Source organism: Streptomyces sp. NBC_00876, assembly GCF_045207435.1.
Taxonomy (GTDB): Bacteria; Actinomycetota; Actinomycetes; order Streptomycetales; family Streptomycetaceae; genus Streptomyces.
In genome coordinates this window covers 5,435,113-5,453,630 of the sequence record NZ_CP108800.1, presented here as the reverse complement: position 1 = coordinate 5,453,630, position 18,518 = coordinate 5,435,113, and the positions used below count along the sequence as shown (strand labels likewise).

Genomic DNA, 18,518 nt, shown 5'->3' with positions numbered 1-18,518 from the left:
GCCGGGTGACCCGGCTCAGCCGGCCGCGCCCGCGCCCGCCGGGGGTGCGGGCGGCCAGGGCACATCGGCCAGCAGGGGCACGACCGTCTCCTCCTCGTAGTCGAGGTGGTCGTTCAACTCCTTCGACATCGCGCCCAGTTCGGTACGGAAGCGCTGCGGGTCGGCGATGGCGATGCCGGCCAGGAGCTCCGCCAGGTCGTTCTGGATGCGTGCGACGGTGCGGTGTTCGTCGCGGAGCCGTTCGAAGGTGTCGCCCAGGTCCGGGTGGTACCGCGCGATCCCGGGGAACAGGTGCTCGTCCTCACTGGTGTGGTGGAACTCCAGGGCCTGGCAGAACGCCAGGCAGCGCTGCCGGATCTGTAGCCCGAGCCCCGGGACCGGGGGCTCGCCGGGGCCCTGATGGGCCGCGCGTGCGGCGAAGTGCGCGTCGGTCTCCGCCTTCACCTGGCGCAGTTGGCCGCGCAGCCAGGTGTGGACCTCCATGACCTTGTCGGCGAGGGTCCTGATTTCGCGGGGCCGCCCCTCCCACATGTCGGGATCGGCGCGCTCCAGCACGACGACCAGCGGGACGCGGTCGGCGGGAACGGACGGGCCGCCGGTTCCGGGGGCGGCCGGCAGGGCATGGCCGAGCAACTCCTCGGCGTGCGGGCCCTGGTCGGGGACCGCGAGCGCCTGGAAGGTCTCCGTACCGATCTCCACTCCCACCACGGGCCGGGCGAGCAGATCGTGGTACCAGGCGGGGTGGTTCGGCGTGCCGGTGCCGGACCCGACGACGGTGAGGGAACCGTTGCGGCGTACGTAGCCGAGCGCGGTGGTCCGCGTGGTTCCGGACCGCGCGCCGGTGGTGGTCAGCAGGAGCAGGTCGCGGCCCTCGAAGGGACCACCGGCCTTCCCCCGGTTGGTGCGGAACTCCTCGACGAGCGTTTCATTGAAGGGCGTGGGCATACGGATTTCTGTCTCCGGAAGATGTTGGGATGCGGTGCGGCCGCAGCGGCTGCGGCCGTGGCGGACGAAGACGCACACCGCGCGCAGGCCTCGGAACAGGGCGGACCAGGGCGGACGGACAGCCCGTGACACGCGCAAGGACGCAGGAAGCGACGGGAGGCGACGTGCGGTGCGCTACGTCGGATGCTCGGATGCGGTGCTCGAATGCGGCTGCTCAGATACAGAGCGCGGAGTATGAACTCACGACGGGCTCCTGAGTGCGGGGTGCTCGCCCGATCACCGGCCGGCCCACTGCTCTTTGGCCGGCGTCACGCGACACCGCCTCCATTACAGACACCCGGCCGCCCGCTGTCAACGCGCGGTCTCCGGACCCGGCCACGAACGCCCGGCTAAGGTACGGCGGCAGACAGAGCACGGGGGCAGGGGGACGGGTGGAACAGCGGGTACGCGTGCACAAGGCGCGGCTGGGCCGGGACGAGGTCCGGGTGGTCCGGCCCGACCCGGTCGCGGGACGGCTGGCGCTGCGTGACGACGGCCGCTGGCTGTCGCTGTACGCGGACCGCGAGGGCGCCGCGCAGCTCGTCGTCCTCTGGTCGCTGGCCGCCCGGTCCGCCCGGTCGCTGGTCCACCTGCCGATCCGGGCCAACGCGGCCCCGGACGGGGTCGTGAGCGACGGCGTCCCGGTCCCGCTGGACCTGGTCCTGCTCCACCACAGCCTGCAGTTCCCGCCGTCGTCGTGGAAGGGCATACGGGCCCGGCTCGGCGCCGGCACACCGCACGTCGCGGCGACCCCGGACGACGACTTCCCCGACGAGAGCGCCATCGACCACGAGCGGCGACACCACCCGGAGTACCGGGACCACCTCGGCTTCGACATCGCGGCGCACACCCTGTTCGTCGTGGGCAGCCCCACCGCGTTCCGCGAGCACGGCGCCACCCTGCGCGGCCTCGTCGACGAGGCCCCCTCGTACCTGCACCGCCACCCGCACGCCGGGCACTTCTGCGCGGAGCTCAGCGCCGGCCCGTGGCTGCGGCCCCGGACGCGCGGGAACGTACCGGCCCACCTGCACATCCAGTACTGCGACGACTGGCAGGTCTGAGGCCGGGCGCGGGAACGGCTCTCATATATTCGTACGGTGACCACACGCACCGACAGCCCCGCATCCGTACCCGACGGCGCCCCGGACATCCCCGGCGTCCGGAACTTCCGCGATGCGGGCGGCGTCGGAACCCTTCGCCGCGGGGCCCTCTACCGCTCGGGCGCTCTCGACGCACTGACCGCCCAGGGCGCCGAGCGGCTCAGGGAGCTCGGGCTGCGCAGCGTGATCGACCTGCGCAGCACGCCGGAGGTGGCAGCGGCACCGGACCTGCACCACGGCCTCGGCCCCGGCCTCGCGCACCGTCACATCCCGGTCTTCTCCGAACAGCGCTGGCCCGCGGACCAGCGGGAGCTCTACCCGGCCATGGCCGAGGCGGCCGGGCGCTCGTCGGTCGCCGTCATCCGCCGGCTCCTCGCCCCCGGGGCCCTGCCCGCGCTCGTCCACTGCGCCTCGGGCAAGGACCGCACCGGGGTGACCGTCGCCATCATCCAGACGCTCCTCGGCGCCTCCGAGGCGGAGATCACCGAAGACTTCGTCCGCTCGAACGCGGCCCTCGGGCTCGACGGGTCCGCGGCCGCCGCCCGGCCAGGTCACGGCTCCCTCCCCGTCACCGCGACCCACCTGCGCCACGCGATGATCTGGATCCGCAGTCACTACGGTTCCGTGCCCGCCTGCCTCCTGGCGCACAGCGCGAAGGAGTCCGAACTGGAGGCGCTGCGAACGGCCTTGGCCTGACGAATCAGGCACGCAGGCGCGCAGACGCGCAGACGCGCAGACGCGCAGACGCGCAGGACCGACCGGGTCCGGCCCTCAGCGCGGCAGCGTCACCCAGGACTTGGTCCCCCGGCTCGGCTGCGGCGCCTCGCACATGCCCCATTCCCCTCCCCAGTCGTCCACGACGGCCGCGAGCATCCACAGCGCCCGCCTGCGCCGCACCTCGCAGAGCGCGGCCGTGTCCAGCTCCGTGTGGTGCGGATGCTGGTCCCAGACCAGGAGGCGGACCGCGTCCTCGCGGTGGCGCAGGGATACGTAGAGCTCCCGGCCCGGGCTCATGCGCGCGGTGACCGACACGAGTTCGGACACGGTGTGCGCCACCGGCCAGACGTACCGGGCCAGCCCGTGCGCCTCCAGTGCGGCCGCGCTCGCCGTACGGGCGATGGACGCGCTGCGGAGGTCACCGGGGAGCGTGAAACTCAGGGCGACCCCGCGGGCGGCGCCGCCCTTCGGCCGCAGGTAGGGCCGGGGAGGGGTGGAGTTCGGGTGCGGGTGTCCCGGATACGGGATGCCCGCGTACATGTCGGCGGCGACCGGGCAGAGTGCGGCGAGCGGAGATGAGGGCATGGCTGACTCCCCTGATACGGGTGGTGAGTTGGCGGTGTCTCTCTTCCTCGTGGGTGCGCACGAATGGCTCTCGCGATCCGGACGGGCAGTGGCTTGTCTCCCTGACGCGGGACTGCCCCTCCCAGGGCAGGAGGTTGCGGGCAGGACCACGCGATGCACTTCCAGCTCGTCGCTGCGTGAGCGGTGCGTCACTGAATGTAGCGCAGCGCAGGCACCCGTGTCACACGATTGGAGGCAATTGCCTCCAATCCTCCTGGACTGCGCCACCCTCGCAGGGACAGACTGTGTCCACCGTCGGCGGAAGAGGGGCCCCATGCCGAGCAGTTCCACTCCTACAGAGCGCCAGAAGCGGCTGGGTTCCGAGCTGCGGAAGATGCGCGTCGCCGCAGAGGCGACCACCACGTACGCGGCAGGCCTCCTGGGCGTAGACCGTACGAAGATCTCCAACATGGAGGTCGGTGTCCGCCCGATCGCCCCCGCGCGCGTACGGACCCTCGCCTGCAACTACGCCTGCGGCGACGAGAGGTACGTCGACGCACTGGCGGCAATGGCGGAACCGCACGAGCGCGGCTGGTGGCACCAGTACCGGGGCAGTCTCCCTTCGGGTCTGCTGGACATCGCCGAACTCGAGTGGCACGCGACACGCCTTCGCACAGCGCAGACCGTCCACCTGCCCGGCCTTCTGCACACGGACGGCTATGCCCGCGCGGTTTTCGGTGCCGTACTGCCGGAGCTGTCGCGCCTGGAGGTCGAACTGCGAGTGGCCCACCGGATGGAGAGGCAGCAGGTTCTCGACCGCGAGACCCCCATCCCCTACCTGGGATACGTCCACGAAGCCGCTCTGCGGATGCAGTTCGGGGGCCGGCAGGTCACGCAGGCCCAGCTCCGCCACCTCTGTCACATGTCCGAGCGCGAGCACATCGAGATCCGCGTCATCCCGGTCAGCCGAGGCGCGTTCCCCGGAGCAGGGCATGCCCTGCTCTACGCCCACGGCGTCGTACCACAATTGGACACCGCCCAGCTCGACTCCGCGCACGGTCCCGAATTCATGCATGCTGAGGGACAGTTGGCGAAGTACAGGGCACAACTGGACTGGCTGGAGGGCGCATCGCTCGATCCTGCCGAGTCACGAGACTTCGTCCACGCCATCTCGGGCCAAATGTAAGGACGTTCAACATGCCGGCGATCGACTGGGAAGACGCGTACTGCGGCGAGGGGAACAACTGCTTCCGCCTGGGCACGGACTCGGCAGGCAACGGCTACATCGCTGTGCTCGGCGAGGAGGACCGGTACCTCACCGACAGCCGCGAGTCACTTCAGCAGCTGATCCGCGACATCAAGGCCGGCAAGGCCGACCACCTGCTGTGAGGCGAAGGCCTCACGGCTGGTCGGGCCCCGCGACCTCCGCGTCCTCGTCCTCCCGCACGTTCCAGAACGACAGGAGCTCCGGCCACTGCGGTGCGGGTCCGGTCAGCGGGCCGGCCGCGGGGGCGCGCAGGGCGGCCAGGGTGAGGTCCAGGTAGCGGGCCCGCAGTTCGTCCACCCGCTCCGGTGAACCGGGCAGCCGGCTGCCCAGGAGCTGGAGCAGCAGCACGAGGTCGGCCAGGGTGACATCGGGCCGCAGGGCGCCCTCGTCGACGGCCCGGCGGACCAGTGCGCCCAGGGCGTGCTCCAGGCGGGCGGAGGCGGCGTCGACCTCGGGAGAGGAGGCGAAGCGGCCCCCGATGACGGGCAGCATGCTGACCTCGCCGCCCTGGGTCAGGGCGGCCCGCAAGGCACTGACCAGCGCATCCCAGGGGCCGAGGCGCTCCGCCGCCCCCTCGACGAGAGCGGTCCACCGGTCGAGTCCGTCGACCTGGACGTGCCGGGCGAGGTCGTCCTTGGCGGGGTAGCGCCGGTAGAGGCTGCCCATGCCAACCCCCGCGCGCTTGGCGATGACGGAGACGGGGGCATCCCAGCCGAATTCGGCGAATGCGGCGCGGGCCGCGCGCAGAACCCTGGCGTCGTTGGCCTCGGCCTGCATCTGGCGGCCGCGCGGGCGGCCGGCGGGGGTTCGGGAGGGGGTGGGCATGGGGATCCGGTTCTCCGCTTCTCTCGTCTCGTCGTCGCGTACGGACGGGCCGTGCGCGCGACCGGGCCCGCAGGCACGCGCGAGAAGCCGGCGCCATGGGCCCGGTCCGTATCCGCACCTACACGGCACCCGCCTTCGCGGTGTCGACCGCGCCGGTCCGGGCGCCCGCGCTCTCGTACGGATGGACGCGGAGCGCCACCGTGAGCACGATACCGGCTACCCCGAGCCCGCCGGCCAGCCAGAACCCCTGGCCGAAGGCGTCATCGGTGGGCAGGCCGGTGCCCGAGGCGATCGACGACTGGAGCAGGACGGTGGCCAGCTGGCTGCCGATGGCGCTGCCGATCGTGCGGACCACCGTGTTGAGGCTGTTGCCGGCCGCGAGGTCGCGACGGGGCACGATCTTCGCGACGAGCGAGGCGAGCGCCGCGAACCCGAACCCGGAACCGAAGCCGACCAGCGTGAAGATCACTCCGATCTGGAGCACGCTGTCGTGCCAGACGGCCATCAGGACGCCGCCCGCGGCCATGAGCGCCATGGCGGCGAACAGCGGGGCGCGGGCCCCGAAGCGGTGGCTGAGCATCGGGCCGAGACGTCCCGCGATCATGGTGCCGATCGCGCCGGGCAGCAGGAGCAGACCGGCCTGGATCACGGACAGGCCGTGCCCGTAAGGGGCACCGGCTGATTCCGGGGTCTGGAGCAGGGGCGGCAGCAGGACGTAGAACAGGAACGGGATCGCCCCGATGAGCAGCGTCGCGACGGTCGTGACGAACATCGGGCCGTGGCGCAGCAGCCGGATGTCGACCAGCGGAGCGGCGCGGCGCGCCTCGACCGCTCCGAGGGCGGCGAGCAGGACGACGGCGAGGACGAACAGCCCGATGACCCGGCCCGATCCCCAGCCCCAGGCACTGCCCTGGGTGACGGCGAGCAGGAGCGCGCACATCGAGGCGGCGAGCAGCACGGCGCCCGGGATGTCGAGGCGGGCAGGGGCGGCGGTGTGCTCGGGGCGCTGCCGCGAGGTCTCGGGGACGTACGCAACCACAAGGAGCAGGGCTATCGCGATGAGCACGCTCTCGACGCCGAACATCCAGCGCCAGGACGCGCTGTCGATCAGCAGTCCGCCGACGACCATGCCGAGCCCGGCACCGCCGCCGATCATGGCCGAGGTGAGACCGAAGGCGCTGACGGTCCGCTCGGGCGGCATCTTCTCGCGGATCAGGGTGAGCGCGAGCGGAAGCGTGGCCATGCTGATGCCCTCGAAGGCCCGCATCACGATGAGGAACGGCACTCCCGGGGCGAAGGCCGCACCGAGGGTGGACAGCAGGAAGACGCCGAGCGAGACGAGCATCATGCGGCGGTGGCCGTACCGGTCGCCGAGCGAACCGACGACCGGCGTCAGGACTGCCGAGCCGAGCATGAACGCGGTGATGAGCCACCCCGCGGTGGCGGGGTCGGTGTCCAGCTCGCGCGTCAGGACCGGCAGCGCCGGAACGATCATCGTCTGCATCAGCGCGTACGAGCCGACGGAGACGAGCAGCGCGGCCAGGAGGGCGGTGGGGCGTAGCGCGCCCCGATGCCCCGTCGACGGCGGTACGGAATGAGACATGGCAGGCCTTCGGACGGAAAAGGGCGGACGGGTGGTGCCTCGCCAACCTATCGGAGCGGAGCGCTCCGTTCAAAGCGAAGTGCTCGGTGACCCTTCACACCTCACGACGGGCGGCACAGGACCGGCACGGTGCGCGAGCGGCCGCATCCACACGTTCGGCCTCACCGCCGGGCCGGGAACGCCACAGCGGCGGCACACCGTGTGTGCCGCCGCTGTGGGCTTGCCCGGCAGGCCCGAAGCCCTGCCGCTACGCGATGACCGTCAGCTCTTGGAGCCTTCCGCGCGGGCGAAGGAGACCTCCACGCGGCGGTTCTTCTTCCGGCCCTCTTCGTTGCCGTTGTCGGCGATCGGGTACTGCTCGCCGTAGCCCCGGATCTCGTACGTGATGCCGGTGCCGGCCAGCGCCTTGTCCAGGACGTTGTGGACGGCCTCCGCACGCTGCTTGGAGAGCACGTCGCCATGGGCCGAGGAGCCGAGGTTGTCGGTGAAGCCGAACACCCGGACCTTCTTGGCGTCCTGCTTCTTGATCTCCTCGGCGATCGAGTTGATCCGGCCGTTGGCCGCCGAGCTCAGCTTGGCACTGTCCTTGCCGAAGAGGACCTCGGCCTGGAGCGCGAACTTGATGTCCGAGTTGGTGTCCTCGCGACGCTCCTCACCCCCCAGGTCCTCGATGACGGACTTGATGTCGAGGACCTTGGCCGGGGCGAGGGTCGCCCCTTCGGGGAGCTTGAGGTCCGTGTCGTTCGGGTCGATCTCGACCGGGGCCTCAGCCGAGGCCGACGGGTACGGACTGTCGTCGGCGAAGGCCTGCGGAGCTCCGGCGATCCCCAGCGCGACCACCCCGGCAAGGACGGTCATCGCCACACGAGCCCGGGTTCGCTCGGCGGTGGTGATGCGGGCGGTCATTAGGAGATCTCAATCGTCGCGGTGGTGAAGCCCGGGAACTGGATGTCCACCTTGGTGGACGTCTGAGGGGGTGCCGGGAACTGGGCGAAGAACGGGAGGCTCTTCCCCGCGTCGATCCCTGAGTCGTAACTGGTGGTGGTGAGCGGCCGGTTGTCCGTGTCGCGCAGCACGTAATAGCGCTTCTTCGCCTGGGAATCCACCAGAGTCATGGCGGCCAGAGAAGCGCCGGTGCGCGCCACTGCTTCCTCGGTGCCGCTCCACTGGACCGGTGTGACCACTCGACTGCCGGACGTGTTCTTGAACTCGCCCGTCAAAGTGAGGAATCCGCCCTCGTCGCGCTTGGCGACGTGGACGACCATGTCGATGCCCTTCTCGCCCTTGACGGTCACCAGGACCTTGCTGGTGTCCGGGAGCGTCTCGCCATCATCCTGCGGCCCCTTCTCGGCCTTGGACGGCGCAGAGGAGCTCGAAGGAGCCTTGCCGGTGGCGCCCTCGCCGTCGTCGCCACCACAGGCGGACAGGGACAGCGTCAGCGTCGCAACCATCAATGCTGCGGCTCCGGTTCGGCGCATGTTCCTCACGTACCGAGTACTCATTGATCCAGATCCTTTGCGTTCACTCGTCGGTCAGGCTTCCAGGCGTACGGAGAAGAGGTCGGCCATCTTGGGCATGACAGCCACGTTGTGGGGGCTGACCACCCATACCAGGCCGCTTTTGCAGACGACCTCACCGATGGACGACGACGTCATGTCCGGGTTCGGGATGAACTTGCAGAGATTCTCGACGACGGCCACGGCCTCGGTTTTCGCCTTCTTACCCTTGGTGCGCGGAACCAGCTTCGTGCTCATGCCCTTTTCCGACTGCAGGTCTACGAAGAACGCCCAGCGGCCTTGGTACGGCCAAATGCAATGGGCATTGGTCGCGTCGTTCTTGGAGGCCCAGGCGGACGCCTGCGGACAGGTGTTCCGACTACCGAAGAAGGGCAGATTGAACACGGCGATGTAGTAGCCGCGATCCGTGATGTGCGCCTTCAGCTCCAGCGCCATCTTGCTGCGAGAGTCCTTGGCCGCTGCCAGCGCCGAGGCATCCGCCGCGGTCTGCGCACCGTTGCGCTGGACATCGGCCTCACCGAACGCGAAGAAGACCAACGCGAGAAAGAGCAGGCCGGTCATCGCTGTGATGTACAGCGGTGCGGCCTGCCCTGTCTCGGAGTTCGCTCGACGGATCACCCGTTGAGGACCGAGTCGATCTTCTCCTTGAACTTGCCGGCGATCGTGGAGCCCAGGTTGGTGTTCAGCAGAGCAACCACGATGGCCACCACGAGGATCGTGATGCCGACGTACTCGATCGCGCCCTGCCCCTTGTCGCTGCGGCGCTTCATCGCGTCCACGGCGGTGTTCTTCCAGCCGTTGATGTAGGTCTGCGTGGTGGTGGCGGCCTTCAGCGTCAGGTTGGTCATGGTGTTCCCCTCCGAGTTCGGCCGACCGGGAATCGGCCGACGCTGCTGCATAAGTCCTCGTGTCGTCCGCACTACCGGCTTCCTCCTGGCCGGTCTCGCCTTCGACATGAGAAACGTACGCCGGGGCAACACCCACTCGCATGGGCCTGCGGGCCCAACTCCGGGCCCACTCCATCAGTTGGGCCTCGAAGCCCGTCCGGTGCTCAGCCATGCCTCATCGACCCCCCGGAAGAGATCCGGTGCCAGACGGCGATGGCCTCGCCCCGGCTGCCGGCATTCAACTTGGCGAAGATGCGGTTGATGTGGTTCTTGACGGTCTTCTGGCTGATGAAGCAGGTGGCCGCGATCTGCTGATTGGTCATGCCCGACGCGATCAGATCCATCACTTCCACCTCCCTCTCACTCAGCTCCGCCGTCACACCCTGGGGTACCGGAGCGGGAACCCTCAACGACGAATGTCCCACAGAAGGTTGCGTAAGCGAAGCCTTTTGCGGGAATCCGGGTGCGTTCAACTCGACGCGCTCACCGCCGAGGTGCTGGTCCACCGCAGTCGACGGCATCCATTTGCCCTGCGTGTCATGTGCGGATGCAGACACTTGGCCCTGATGTACTGCGGGGTGGTACCCGGGACCCGAGAAGGCCGTACCGAGGCCCTCCGGCAGTATCCGGTCGTGCTGCGCCGGGCCGGTGCCTCCTGCGCGTACCGACTCCAGGAGCGCGCTGGTTGCCGAGTACGTGAAGTGGGCCCGGCCCTCCTTCGTGTCGCGGACCGCGGCCACCAGCTGGTCCGCGGTGAACTCGCCGTGCACGAGATAGCCCCCGGCGCCCAGGCGCAGCGCCTCATGGACGATCTCGCTCTCCCGGCTGTAGGTCATCATCAGCACGGGGGCCAGGCGCACCAGGTGGGGCAGGGCCGAGATGCCGTCGACCCCGGGCATGCGAACGTCCAGCAGCACCACATCGGGGCGGTGCTGTACCGCCATCTCGTACGCCTGACGGCCGTCGCCCGCCTCCGCGACCACGTCAATGTCGTCGCGTCCGTGCAGAAGAACGGACAGGCCGGCCCGTACGACCGGGTTGTCGTCGGCGACGACCACCCGGAGCGGTCGCGTGGCGGGCATGGCTTCGGGGGCGGGGAAGGCGGGGAATCCGACGGGAGCCTCCGGTGCGGGCGCACCGGAGGTGGGGGGTGAACTGAGCGGACCGGCGTGCGAGGACGTGTGCTGCGAGACGTGCGGCTGCTGCGTCCACCGCTCTCCGGAACTGCGGGAAATCTCGTCCGGCATGGCGCTGGCCTCCTCTCTCCAGGATGGGGACTGTGGGGACTGCGGAAAATGCGGGGGTTGCATGGGTGTTGCGGATGCCGTTACGCGGTGTTCAGTTGTGGGGCCTGACGGGCTGGCCCGGTATGTGGGTGAGCAGCGGCGGCGTCGGCTCGGTGGTGACGGCCGTTGCGGGTGGTGCCAGGTCCATGGCGGCGAGCGACAGATCGAGGCGGACCTCGGTGCCCCGTGTCGCCTTGCCCCGGCCGATCCTGATCCGGGCGCCGATGGACGCCGCGCGTTCGACCATGCCGACGAGACCGAAGTGCCCGGCCTTCCTCAGATGGGCCAGTGAGGTGCCGGGGGGCAGGCCGTCGCCGTTGTCGTACACGCTGATCCGGACCACGTCGCGGACCAGCCCGGCGGAGACCTCCACCAGGCTGGGGTGAGCGTGCCGCTGGGCGTTCTCCATGGCTTCGGTGGCGATGGTGAGGGCGTGCCGGGCCACGGCGTGGGGAATGAGCGGCACCGCGCCGTCACCGATCCGGCGGAAGACGGCTTGGACGCCGTGACGTCGCTCGAAGTCGGAGGTGCGGGCGGCCAGTTCGTCCAGTACGTCGATACCGCCGTCGAGGCCCGACTCACGGCGCAGGTCGGACAGGAGTTCTCTCGACTCGGCGGCGGCCCTGCGGGCGGAGCGGGCCACGAGTTCGGCCTGTCGCTTGACGGTCATCGGGTCCATGCGGTCGGCCGTGCCGGCCAGTCCGTCGGCGGCGAGGGCCAGACCGTGCAGGGTCTTGGCGACCGAGTCGTGCATCTCGCGGGCCAGCCGGGCGCGTTCCTCCTCCACCGCGCCGCTCACCGCGAGGCGGGCCCTGGTCTCCGTCAGGGCCTGGGATGCGGCGCCGAACCTGAGCAGCAGGCTCCGCAGCGTGCTGCCGACCGCTCCGGCCATGATGCAGAGCCCCACGACGAGCAGGGCCGACGCGTCGGCGTCGACCTCCTCGCTGACACCGTAGGAGGCGGCGAGCAGAAGGGCCTGGAGTGCGGCGAAGACCGCGCCGCCCCGCCAGCCGTAGACCAGGCCCGCGAGGAGCGGGGTGCAGACCGTGACATACGAGAGCGTCGATCCGGGGCCGGCGGCGAACAGCAGGAGCGCCCCGAAGAGCATGTCCACGGCGAGGAGGGCGGGATGGCGCAGGAGGTACGGTCCGAAGCGCTCCCAGTCGCGCATCAGGGCGTAGGACACCATGACGGTGACGAGGACCGCCGCACCCACCAGCCAGCTGCCCAGTTCGTCGTGGACGCCGGTGAGCGCGAAGGGAGCGGCCAGCCCGGTCATGGCCAGCCGGAAGCCGAACAGCTGGCGGCACAGGGCCTGCAGCGCGTTCACCTGTATCGGCAGGGCCGGCACATGGCCGGGTGCGCTCGCCTGGGTCTGCGCGTCGGGGCCGCCGGTCAGCGCAGGTCCGGTCAGTCGTGGGCCCACGGTCCTCTCACCTCCTCGTCGTTCGGTCCCCCATTCGTTCGTACCCGTCAGCCGCCGAAGACATCTCCGACATTGACGCTGGCCGCATAGTAGAAGCCGACGGCGATCAGGATCATCGTTCCGGGCAGCATGAAGCTGGTGACGATCAGCGTGGCCTTGGGAACGGCCTTCGAGGCCTTGCGCCGGGCGTTCTGCGCGTCGGTGCGCCGCATGTCGTTGGCGATCTGGATCAGGGTCTCGACGATCGGGGCGCCGAGCTCCTCGCCCTGCTGGAGGGCCGAGACGAACATGGACACCTGTTCCGACTGGTTGCGATGGCGGAGCTGGTCGAATGCCTCACGGCGGCTGACGCCCATGTCCATCTGGCGCAGGGTGATGCGGAGTTCGTCGGCCCACGGCCCCACGTACTTCTCCGCCACCCGCTCCAGCGCCTGGCGGAACCCGAGTCCGGCCGAGACGACGACCGCGAGGACGTCGAGGAAGTCGGGGAGGGTCCGGTCGATGTCGTCCTTGCGCCGGCTGATGGCGGCCCTGATGATCACGTCCGTCCAGAAGAAGCCGTAGACCAGCAGGATGATGGCCAGGACCACCTGCCCGTTCATCAGCATCGCCAGGGCTGCCAGCACGCCGAGGCCGCCGTAGACGGCGCGTCGCGCCGCGTAGCGGTCGACGGTCATGCCCCTGGGGTTACCTGCCATGTCCAGCTTGCGCCGGACCTTGTCGACGCGCTTGGGGCCCATCATCGACAGGACCTGGGGGGCGTAGCGCATGCCCATCCGGTCGACCGCCGAACCGGCCACCGTGGTGCGGCTTGCGCCGATCTCCAGGGCGACGGCCAGGTCACCGGGGAGTTTGGCGTCGGCACGGTACATGCGGATGCCCTGGAAGGCCCCGTAGACGGCGAGTCCGATGACGGCCGCGAGCAGAAGCTCCATGTCTGTCTCCTTTCCTGGTTCTTCGGCCGTCAGATACGGACGCGAGTGAGCCGGTTGATGAGGAAGAAACCGAGGCCGTAGAGGACCGCGGCGATGATGACGGCAATCCGTCCAGGGGTGGCGGCGGTCATGTCGTCGAGTGCGCCGTCGCGCATTCCGTTGATGATGAGCAGGAAGCCCAGCCCGAGGATCGGGACGGCCACCGCGGTCACCTTCACCTGGGACAGCAGGGTGGTCACTTCTCGCCGGGTCTCCTTGCGCTCCTCCAGCGTCTCCGTGAGGTTGCGCAGCGAGGAGACGATCGTGCCGCCCGCCCGGTTGGAGAGGATGAGGGTGGAGACGAGCACGGTGAGTTCGCGCGAGGGCAGCCGCTCCACGAGTTCGTTCAGCGCGTCGTCGAGGGTGTGGCCGACGGCCAGCCGGTCGGCGACCTGGCGCAGTTCCTCCTGCGCCGGGGCGTCGAGTTCCTCGACCGCCATGCTGATGGCCGTACGGAGTGCCAGGCCGGCCTGGGTGGCGTTGGCGAGGACACGGGTCAGCTCGGGCAGCTGGTTGATGAACGCCTCAGTGCGCTTGGCGCGCTGCCAGTTCAGGAAGGCGTTGCCGCCCCACAGACCGGTGAGTGCGGCGAGCAGTCCGAAGAACGGCGCGAAGATCGAGCCGACCACGAAGTAGAGGGCGAGCAGGGCCGCCACGACGTAGACGAAGTACTCGCCGGGGGTGAGGTCCAGGCCGGTGACCGCGATCTTGCGTTCGATGCGCTTGCCCAGGCTCGTCCTGCGCAGTCGGCGGTCGATGCCACGGAAGCGCCGTACGCGGCCGCCGATGGTGAGCTGGCCGGTCTGGGACATCCGGTCGGACAGTTCCTGCCGCTGTGCCCTGCCCGAGGAGAAGGTGTGCAGGCCGAGGACGGCGAACAGACCGGCGAACAGTGTCACACCGACCGTCAGAAGCGGGAGATTATCCATGTCGGGGGAGACCTTCTGGGTGAACGGAGGGCTGGGGACCGTACGGGACGCGGGGACGGGTACGGCTACGGGCTCAGGCGGCGGATTTACGCATGCTCAGCTGCTCCTCCGACTCGGCGACACCGAAGGCTGCCGGGATGGCCTCGCTCATCATGAAGAAGCGGTCGGCCACCCGGCGGGGAAGCGGGTAGTACTCGAACTTCCCGTACACGCGCCCGTCCGCGCCCATCGGCTGAGCGTTGAAGCGGCAGACGGAGACGATGCGGTAGTCCTCGCGTCCGTGCGAGTCCACGATGGCGATCTCGGTGACGCGGCGGGAGCCGTCGGCATGACGCGTCAGCTGCACGATCACGTCGACGGCGCTGTTGATCTGGTCGTGGATCGCCACGAACGGGATCTCCACCTCGGACATGGAGCTCAGCGTCTGCAGACGCATCAGCGCGTCCTCGGCGTTGTTGGCGTGGACGGTGGCGAGCGAGCCGTCGTGACCGGTGGACATGGCCTGGAGCATGTCGAGCGTCTCGCCGCCACGGACCTCACCGACGATGATGCGGTCGGGGCGCATACGCAGGGAGTTGCGGACCAGGTCGCGGATGGTGATCTGGCCCTTGCCCTCCACGTTGGAGGGGCGGCTCTCCAGCGTGATCACGTGGGACTGCTGGAGCTGGAGCTCGGCGGAGTCCTCGATGGTGACGATGCGCTCGCCGTTGGGGATCAGGCCCGAGAGCGCGTTGAGCAGGGTGGTCTTACCGGTGCCGGTGGCGCCGGAGACGATCACGTTGAACTTGGCGCGGACGAGTCCGGAGAGCAGGACCAGCATGTGCTCGTCCAGGGAGCCGAGCCCGATCATCTCCTGGAGCGTGAACGCCCTGGGGAACCGCCGGATGGTGAGGATCGGGCCGGTGAGGGAGAGCGGCGGGATGATCACGTTGACACGCTCGCCCGAGGGGAGCCGGGCGTCGACCATGGGATTCGCCTCGTCCACACGGCGGTTGACCGTGGAGACGATGCGTTCGATGGTCTGCATCAGCTGTTCGTTGGACGAGAAGCGCATGGGGAGGAGCTCCAGGCGCCCGCCCCGCTCCACGTAGACCTGTTCGGGCCCGTTGACCATGATCTCGCTGATGGAGGCGTCCTCGAGCAGCGGCTCCAGGATGCCGAGCCCGAGGGCCTCGTCGACGACCCGCCGGATGAGCTGCGAACGCTCCATGGAGGAGAGGACGGGACCCTCGCGGCTGATGATGTGGCCCAGGACGCGTTCGAGCCGCGCCCTGCGCTCGGCCGCCGCGAGGGCGGACATCTCGGCGAGGTCGATCTCCTCCAGGAGCTTGGCGCGGTAGACCCCGACCAGCCGACTCTCTTCGCTCATCCCGTTCGTCGGCTCGGGACTGGTGATGCGCGCCCGCAGGCTCATGTGCTGAACTCCCTTGTGTGGTTGCCGGTGCCGGATCAGTCGGTCGGCATGGTTGCGCTCTTCTCGATGGGCCTGAAGTTGAACAGCGGCAACAACTTGGGGACCTTGACCCTCACGGTCACGGTCACCGAGCCGGCGCCGCCCGACGTGCGGAACGAAGCCTTCTTCGCGACCCATTCGCTCATGGACTCCCGGGCCACCGAGCTCCCGCGCTGGCGCTGACCGACGCCATCGGAAGCCACTCGGGCCCCCGCCCGTGCGGCCGTGCCGGCCTGCTGGGCCGCGTACACGGCGAAGCCCAGCTGGGCCGCGGCCAGCGCCACGACGAGGAGGAGGGTGACGACACCCACGTATTCGAGGGCTGCCTGCCCCCGCTGGCGGGTGGTGCGAGGGGCGGGAGTACGTCCGGGGACGAGTCGTCGCCGGCGGAGATGCGTCACCACAGCCAACCACCCGTCTCGTTCTTGGCCTTGGCCTCACCCGTTGCGCGCATCGGCAGATTGAACGCCCCGGGGAAGAGGAGCGGCACGTCGATCTTCACCCTGACCCTGACCAGCTCGCTGAACCGGCTGCCACACTTCTCGACGGTGGTGTCCCAGGCGCTGGGCACGTCCTCGTGGACGGCCTGCTCGCACGCCACACGCTGGCTGACGTTCGCCACGGCCGCCGCCCTGGCCGCCTTGTCCGCCGCGTTGCCCGCGAGCATGTACGTGTAGCCGACCAGTGCGGCCTGCCACATGATGGCCAGCGTGATCAGGATCAGCGGCAGGGTGCCGACGAACTCGATCGCCGTCTGCCCCCGGTCGCCGCGCGGGCGGCCGGTGGCGGCAGGTTCCGGTATCTCCGTTCCGGGGCTATGCGGCCCTGTCTGCAGCCGGGCCGTTCGTAGAAGGTTCATGACTCAACGGTCCTCCTCGGTCTCTTCGCTTCCCTGATCGCTTCCGGCCGACGGGACTGCCCGGCCCGGCCGCCGCTCATTTCGTACGTCCACGACGGGTGCCGACAGAGCCCCGGTCACCCTTGAACCTGCCCTGTTTCGAGGCCGCTTCCGCGCTCTTCACCAGACCGAGATCTCCGGCGAGGCCCCACAGGGCCTGCTTCACCGTGGACTTGGCCTCCAGGTCCTGCAACCGGCCGGCGTCCACCACCGCCTGGAGCTCCTTGAAGTTCGCGGGAATCACGATCCGCGCCACCTTCGTGGCCGTGATCTTCTCGACCAGCGGCGGCTGGATCTCGGTGTTGCGGGTGAAGCGGTTGATGACCGTGATCGTCTCCTCGGCCTTGCGGACCTGGAGCCGGTCCCAGAGCCGGACCATGCGTTTGGCGGCACGGACGGCGATCACGTCCGGGGTGGTGATCAGCAGGGTCCGGTCCGCCATCTCGACCGCTGCGGCGTTGGCCGAGTTCATGTGCGTACCGCAGTCGATGATGACGACCTCGAACCGGTGCCGCAGGGCGCTGATGGTCTGGCGCACGACCCGGTCGCTGACGTCCTCGCCCCGCTCCCCCTCGCCCGGCGCGAGCAACAGGGCGAGCCCGGAGTCGTGGTTGTACAGGGCGTCCTGGAGGACGCGCGGGGAGATGTCCTGGATGGTGGTGAGGTCGACGATCGACCGGCGGAACTGCACGTCGAGGTAGGACGCGACGTCCCCCGACTGGAGGTCCAGATCGGCGAGCGCGACCGTGTGGCCGGAGGCCGCCGCCGCGAGGGCCAGCTGTACGGCGGTGACGGTGGTGCCGACGCCGCCCTTCGCACCGGTGACCGCGACGACGGTGCCGCCGGGGCCGGTGAAGACCTCGGGGCCCGTGCCGAGGTGGCGGCGGACCCCGACGGACCAGCCGGCCGCGGCCTGGACGCGCTGGGCCAGTTCCTCGTACGACAGCGGCAAGGCGACCAGGCCGCGGGCGCCGGAGTCCATGGCGGCGGAGTAGTGCGCGGGGCCCGCGTCGGAGGTGACGAGCACGACCCCGACCGCCGGGAAGCGCAGGGCCACCTCCCGGATCAGCTCGAGAGCCGGAACCGGACCGATCCGCTCGTGCACCAGCACGACCTCTGGCAGCTCGTCCAGGGACTCGGCGGCGAGCCGGGCCAGCGTGTCGAGCAGGGAGGTCGAGTCACCCAGCGGCGCGGCCGGCTCCGCGTCGGGGAGCTGGCTGAGCAGCGTGGTGACGGATCGGGCGGCGTCGGCGTCACCGACGGCCGGGAGGATTCTTGTGCTCATCCGGTCCTCACTTGTTCTTGTCTTCGTCGAGGTTGTAGCTGCCCTCGCCCGGACGGAGCGTGGTGGGGCTGTCGTCGGGCAGCAGCGCCAGCCGGACGTGCTCCGCGAACGACTCCGCGTAGGCGACGCGCTGGGCGTCGGTGGTGTCCAGGGCGAAGGTGATCGGCACGGCCTCGGTGGGACCGCTCGCGCTGCCGTCCTTCCTCGGCTCCAGCGAGGTCAGCTCACCGACGTCGAGGACCTTGGCGTTCGGGACGATGACGCGCGAGGTGGGCTTGTCCTTGTCGGTCTGCCCCTCGAACGTGGCGTAGATGTTGACCAGGTTGCCCGGCCGGATCTTGCCGGCGACACCGGTCGCCGCATCGATCATGATGGCTATCTCCTGCTGCCCGTTCTCCAGCCTGGGGCGGCTGACGATCATGTCGTCCTGGAGCAGGGATCCCTTGCGCAGGCTGGTGACGGCGATCTTCCCGTTGATGACCGACAGATCGGTGACCGCGTTCTTGGACAGCCAGCGCTTCGGCATCGTGACCTTCTCGAACTGCCCCGCATCCAGCGGCTTGTAGGGCGGGATGTCCGTCTTGACCTGGTAGGCAGTCACCTCCGGTCCGACCTTCGAGTTCACATCGCTGATCACCGAGAGCACACCGGCGAAGGCGGCGAAGGCGCAGAGGACCGAGAGGAGGAGCAGGATGACGCCGCGGCGTTGCCGTGAGTTCATGAGCGGAGCAACCTCGTTGGGTGACGTGGGCCGATGAGCGGACAGGGGAACGGGACGGGGACGAGCTGTCGCGGTTCACGGT

At 69.7% G+C, this 18,518-nt stretch carries 21 protein-coding genes; 4 read left to right on the top strand and 17 right to left on the bottom strand.

Annotation, left to right across the window (positions count from 1 at the left end; all coding sequences use genetic code 11):
- Positions 1–15: 15 nt before the first annotated feature.
- The gene (locus OG782_RS24125) at positions 16–945 is read right to left on the bottom strand and encodes a nitroreductase/quinone reductase family protein (protein WP_406454226.1); all 930 of its coding nucleotides are present in this window, start codon (positions 943–945) and stop codon (positions 16–18) included.
- Positions 946–1,376: 431 nt separating this feature from the next.
- Between OG782_RS24125 and OG782_RS24120 the strand changes: the two genes are divergently transcribed.
- Positions 1,377–2,045, top strand: a complete 669-nt coding sequence (locus tag OG782_RS24120) for a hypothetical protein (RefSeq protein ID WP_406454224.1) — start codon at positions 1,377–1,379, stop codon at positions 2,043–2,045.
- Between the two features lie 36 nt (positions 2,046–2,081).
- Entirely contained in the window at positions 2,082–2,780 is a 699-nt protein-coding gene (locus OG782_RS24115; RefSeq protein WP_406454222.1) for a tyrosine-protein phosphatase, read from the top strand.
- A gap of 75 nt (positions 2,781–2,855) precedes the next feature.
- On the opposite strand, the gene OG782_RS24110 is transcribed toward OG782_RS24115, so the two are convergent.
- On the bottom strand, positions 2,856–3,386 hold the full coding sequence (locus tag OG782_RS24110; protein ID WP_406454220.1) for an ATP-binding protein: 531 nt from the start codon (positions 3,384–3,386) through the stop codon (positions 2,856–2,858).
- Between the two features lie 313 nt (positions 3,387–3,699).
- On the opposite strand from OG782_RS24110, the gene OG782_RS24105 reads away from it, so the two are divergent.
- Both OG782_RS24105 and OG782_RS24100 read left to right on the top strand, forming a co-directional pair.
- Complete coding sequence (locus OG782_RS24105; RefSeq protein WP_406454219.1) at positions 3,700–4,551, top strand: DUF5753 domain-containing protein; 852 nt, start codon at positions 3,700–3,702, stop codon at positions 4,549–4,551.
- A gap of 11 nt (positions 4,552–4,562) precedes the next feature.
- Positions 4,563–4,754, top strand: a complete 192-nt coding sequence (locus OG782_RS24100) for a hypothetical protein (RefSeq protein WP_406454217.1) — start codon at positions 4,563–4,565, stop codon at positions 4,752–4,754.
- A 10-nt stretch (positions 4,755–4,764) separates the two neighbouring features.
- On the opposite strand, the gene OG782_RS24095 is transcribed toward OG782_RS24100, so the two are convergent.
- The 15 genes from OG782_RS24095 to cpaB form a co-directional block, all read right to left on the bottom strand.
- Positions 4,765–5,457: a TetR/AcrR family transcriptional regulator gene (locus OG782_RS24095; protein WP_406454215.1), complete on the bottom strand. Its 693-nt coding sequence runs from the start codon at positions 5,455–5,457 to the stop codon at positions 4,765–4,767.
- Positions 5,458–5,575: 118 nt separating this feature from the next.
- The gene (locus OG782_RS24090) at positions 5,576–7,060 is read right to left on the bottom strand and encodes an MFS transporter (protein WP_406454213.1); all 1,485 of its coding nucleotides are present in this window, start codon (positions 7,058–7,060) and stop codon (positions 5,576–5,578) included.
- A 261-nt stretch (positions 7,061–7,321) separates the two neighbouring features.
- A complete protein-coding gene (locus tag OG782_RS24085; protein ID WP_406454211.1) occupies positions 7,322–7,966 on the bottom strand; it encodes an OmpA family protein in 645 nt (214 codons plus the stop codon).
- Entirely contained in the window at positions 7,966–8,562 is a 597-nt protein-coding gene (locus tag OG782_RS24080) for a hypothetical protein (RefSeq protein WP_406454209.1), read from the bottom strand. Before OG782_RS24080 ends, OG782_RS24085 begins: the two co-directional genes overlap by 1 nt.
- A 30-nt stretch (positions 8,563–8,592) precedes the next feature.
- The gene (locus tag OG782_RS24075) at positions 8,593–9,195 is read right to left on the bottom strand and encodes a pilus assembly protein TadG-related protein (protein ID WP_406454207.1); all 603 of its coding nucleotides are present in this window, start codon (positions 9,193–9,195) and stop codon (positions 8,593–8,595) included.
- Positions 9,192–9,425, bottom strand: coding sequence for a hypothetical protein (locus OG782_RS24070; protein ID WP_406454205.1), 234 nt, complete (start codon positions 9,423–9,425; stop codon positions 9,192–9,194). Before OG782_RS24070 ends, OG782_RS24075 begins: the two co-directional genes overlap by 4 nt.
- Positions 9,426–9,628: 203 nt before the next feature.
- Positions 9,629–10,711, bottom strand: coding sequence for a response regulator (locus tag OG782_RS24065; RefSeq protein WP_406454203.1), 1,083 nt, complete (start codon positions 10,709–10,711; stop codon positions 9,629–9,631).
- 91 nt (positions 10,712–10,802) lie between these two features.
- Positions 10,803–12,176, bottom strand: a complete 1,374-nt coding sequence (locus tag OG782_RS24060) for a sensor histidine kinase (protein WP_406454201.1) — start codon at positions 12,174–12,176, stop codon at positions 10,803–10,805.
- A gap of 47 nt (positions 12,177–12,223) precedes the next feature.
- Complete coding sequence (locus OG782_RS24055; RefSeq protein ID WP_406454199.1) at positions 12,224–13,111, bottom strand: DUF5936 domain-containing protein; 888 nt, start codon at positions 13,109–13,111, stop codon at positions 12,224–12,226.
- Positions 13,112–13,140: 29 nt separating this feature from the next.
- A complete protein-coding gene (locus tag OG782_RS24050; protein ID WP_406454197.1) occupies positions 13,141–14,079 on the bottom strand; it encodes a type II secretion system F family protein in 939 nt (312 codons plus the stop codon).
- Between the two features lie 73 nt (positions 14,080–14,152).
- On the bottom strand, positions 14,153–15,493 hold the full coding sequence (locus OG782_RS24045) for a CpaF family protein (protein ID WP_406454195.1): 1,341 nt from the start codon (positions 15,491–15,493) through the stop codon (positions 14,153–14,155).
- A gap of 35 nt (positions 15,494–15,528) precedes the next feature.
- Entirely contained in the window at positions 15,529–15,933 is a 405-nt protein-coding gene (locus tag OG782_RS24040; protein WP_406459239.1) for a TadE/TadG family type IV pilus assembly protein, read from the bottom strand.
- Positions 15,930–16,391 (bottom strand): TadE family protein, encoded by a 462-nt coding sequence (locus tag OG782_RS24035; protein ID WP_406454193.1) that lies wholly within the window; start codon positions 16,389–16,391, stop codon positions 15,930–15,932. Before OG782_RS24035 ends, OG782_RS24040 begins: the two co-directional genes overlap by 4 nt.
- A 76-nt stretch (positions 16,392–16,467) precedes the next feature.
- Entirely contained in the window at positions 16,468–17,715 is a 1,248-nt protein-coding gene (locus OG782_RS24030) for a CpaE family protein (protein ID WP_406454191.1), read from the bottom strand.
- A 7-nt stretch (positions 17,716–17,722) separates the two neighbouring features.
- On the bottom strand, positions 17,723–18,436 hold the full coding sequence (cpaB, locus tag OG782_RS24025) for a Flp pilus assembly protein CpaB (RefSeq protein ID WP_406454189.1): 714 nt from the start codon (positions 18,434–18,436) through the stop codon (positions 17,723–17,725).
- Positions 18,437–18,518: the final 82 nt, after the last annotated feature.

Bases quoted from the DNA above. Each gene is read 5' to 3' on its own strand.
- OG782_RS24110 (WP_406454220.1), bottom strand. From the start codon at position 3,386: ATGCCCTCATCTCCGCTCGCCGCACTCTGCCCGGTCGCCGCCGACATG.
- OG782_RS24125 (WP_406454226.1), bottom strand. From the start codon at position 945: ATGCCCACGCCCTTCAATGAAACGCTCGTCGAGGAGTTCCGCACCAAC.
- OG782_RS24100 (WP_406454217.1), top strand. From the start codon at position 4,563: ATGCCGGCGATCGACTGGGAAGACGCGTACTGCGGCGAGGGGAACAAC.
- OG782_RS24030 (WP_406454191.1), bottom strand. From the start codon at position 17,715: ATGAGCACAAGAATCCTCCCGGCCGTCGGTGACGCCGACGCCGCCCGA.
- OG782_RS24045 (WP_406454195.1), bottom strand. From the start codon at position 15,493: ATGAGCCTGCGGGCGCGCATCACCAGTCCCGAGCCGACGAACGGGATG.
- OG782_RS24085 (WP_406454211.1), bottom strand. From the start codon at position 7,966: ATGACCGCCCGCATCACCACCGCCGAGCGAACCCGGGCTCGTGTGGCG.
- OG782_RS24095 (WP_406454215.1), bottom strand. From the start codon at position 5,457: ATGCCCACCCCCTCCCGAACCCCCGCCGGCCGCCCGCGCGGCCGCCAG.
- OG782_RS24055 (WP_406454199.1), bottom strand. From the start codon at position 13,111: ATGGAGCTTCTGCTCGCGGCCGTCATCGGACTCGCCGTCTACGGGGCC.
- OG782_RS24035 (WP_406454193.1), bottom strand. From the start codon at position 16,391: ATGAACCTTCTACGAACGGCCCGGCTGCAGACAGGGCCGCATAGCCCC.
- OG782_RS24065 (WP_406454203.1), bottom strand. From the start codon at position 10,711: ATGCCGGACGAGATTTCCCGCAGTTCCGGAGAGCGGTGGACGCAGCAG.
- OG782_RS24090 (WP_406454213.1), bottom strand. From the start codon at position 7,060: ATGTCTCATTCCGTACCGCCGTCGACGGGGCATCGGGGCGCGCTACGC.
- OG782_RS24050 (WP_406454197.1), bottom strand. From the start codon at position 14,079: ATGGATAATCTCCCGCTTCTGACGGTCGGTGTGACACTGTTCGCCGGT.
- OG782_RS24105 (WP_406454219.1), top strand. From the start codon at position 3,700: ATGCCGAGCAGTTCCACTCCTACAGAGCGCCAGAAGCGGCTGGGTTCC.
- OG782_RS24080 (WP_406454209.1), bottom strand. From the start codon at position 8,562: ATGAGTACTCGGTACGTGAGGAACATGCGCCGAACCGGAGCCGCAGCA.
- OG782_RS24070 (WP_406454205.1), bottom strand. From the start codon at position 9,425: ATGACCAACCTGACGCTGAAGGCCGCCACCACCACGCAGACCTACATC.
- cpaB (WP_406454189.1), bottom strand. From the start codon at position 18,436: ATGAACTCACGGCAACGCCGCGGCGTCATCCTGCTCCTCCTCTCGGTC.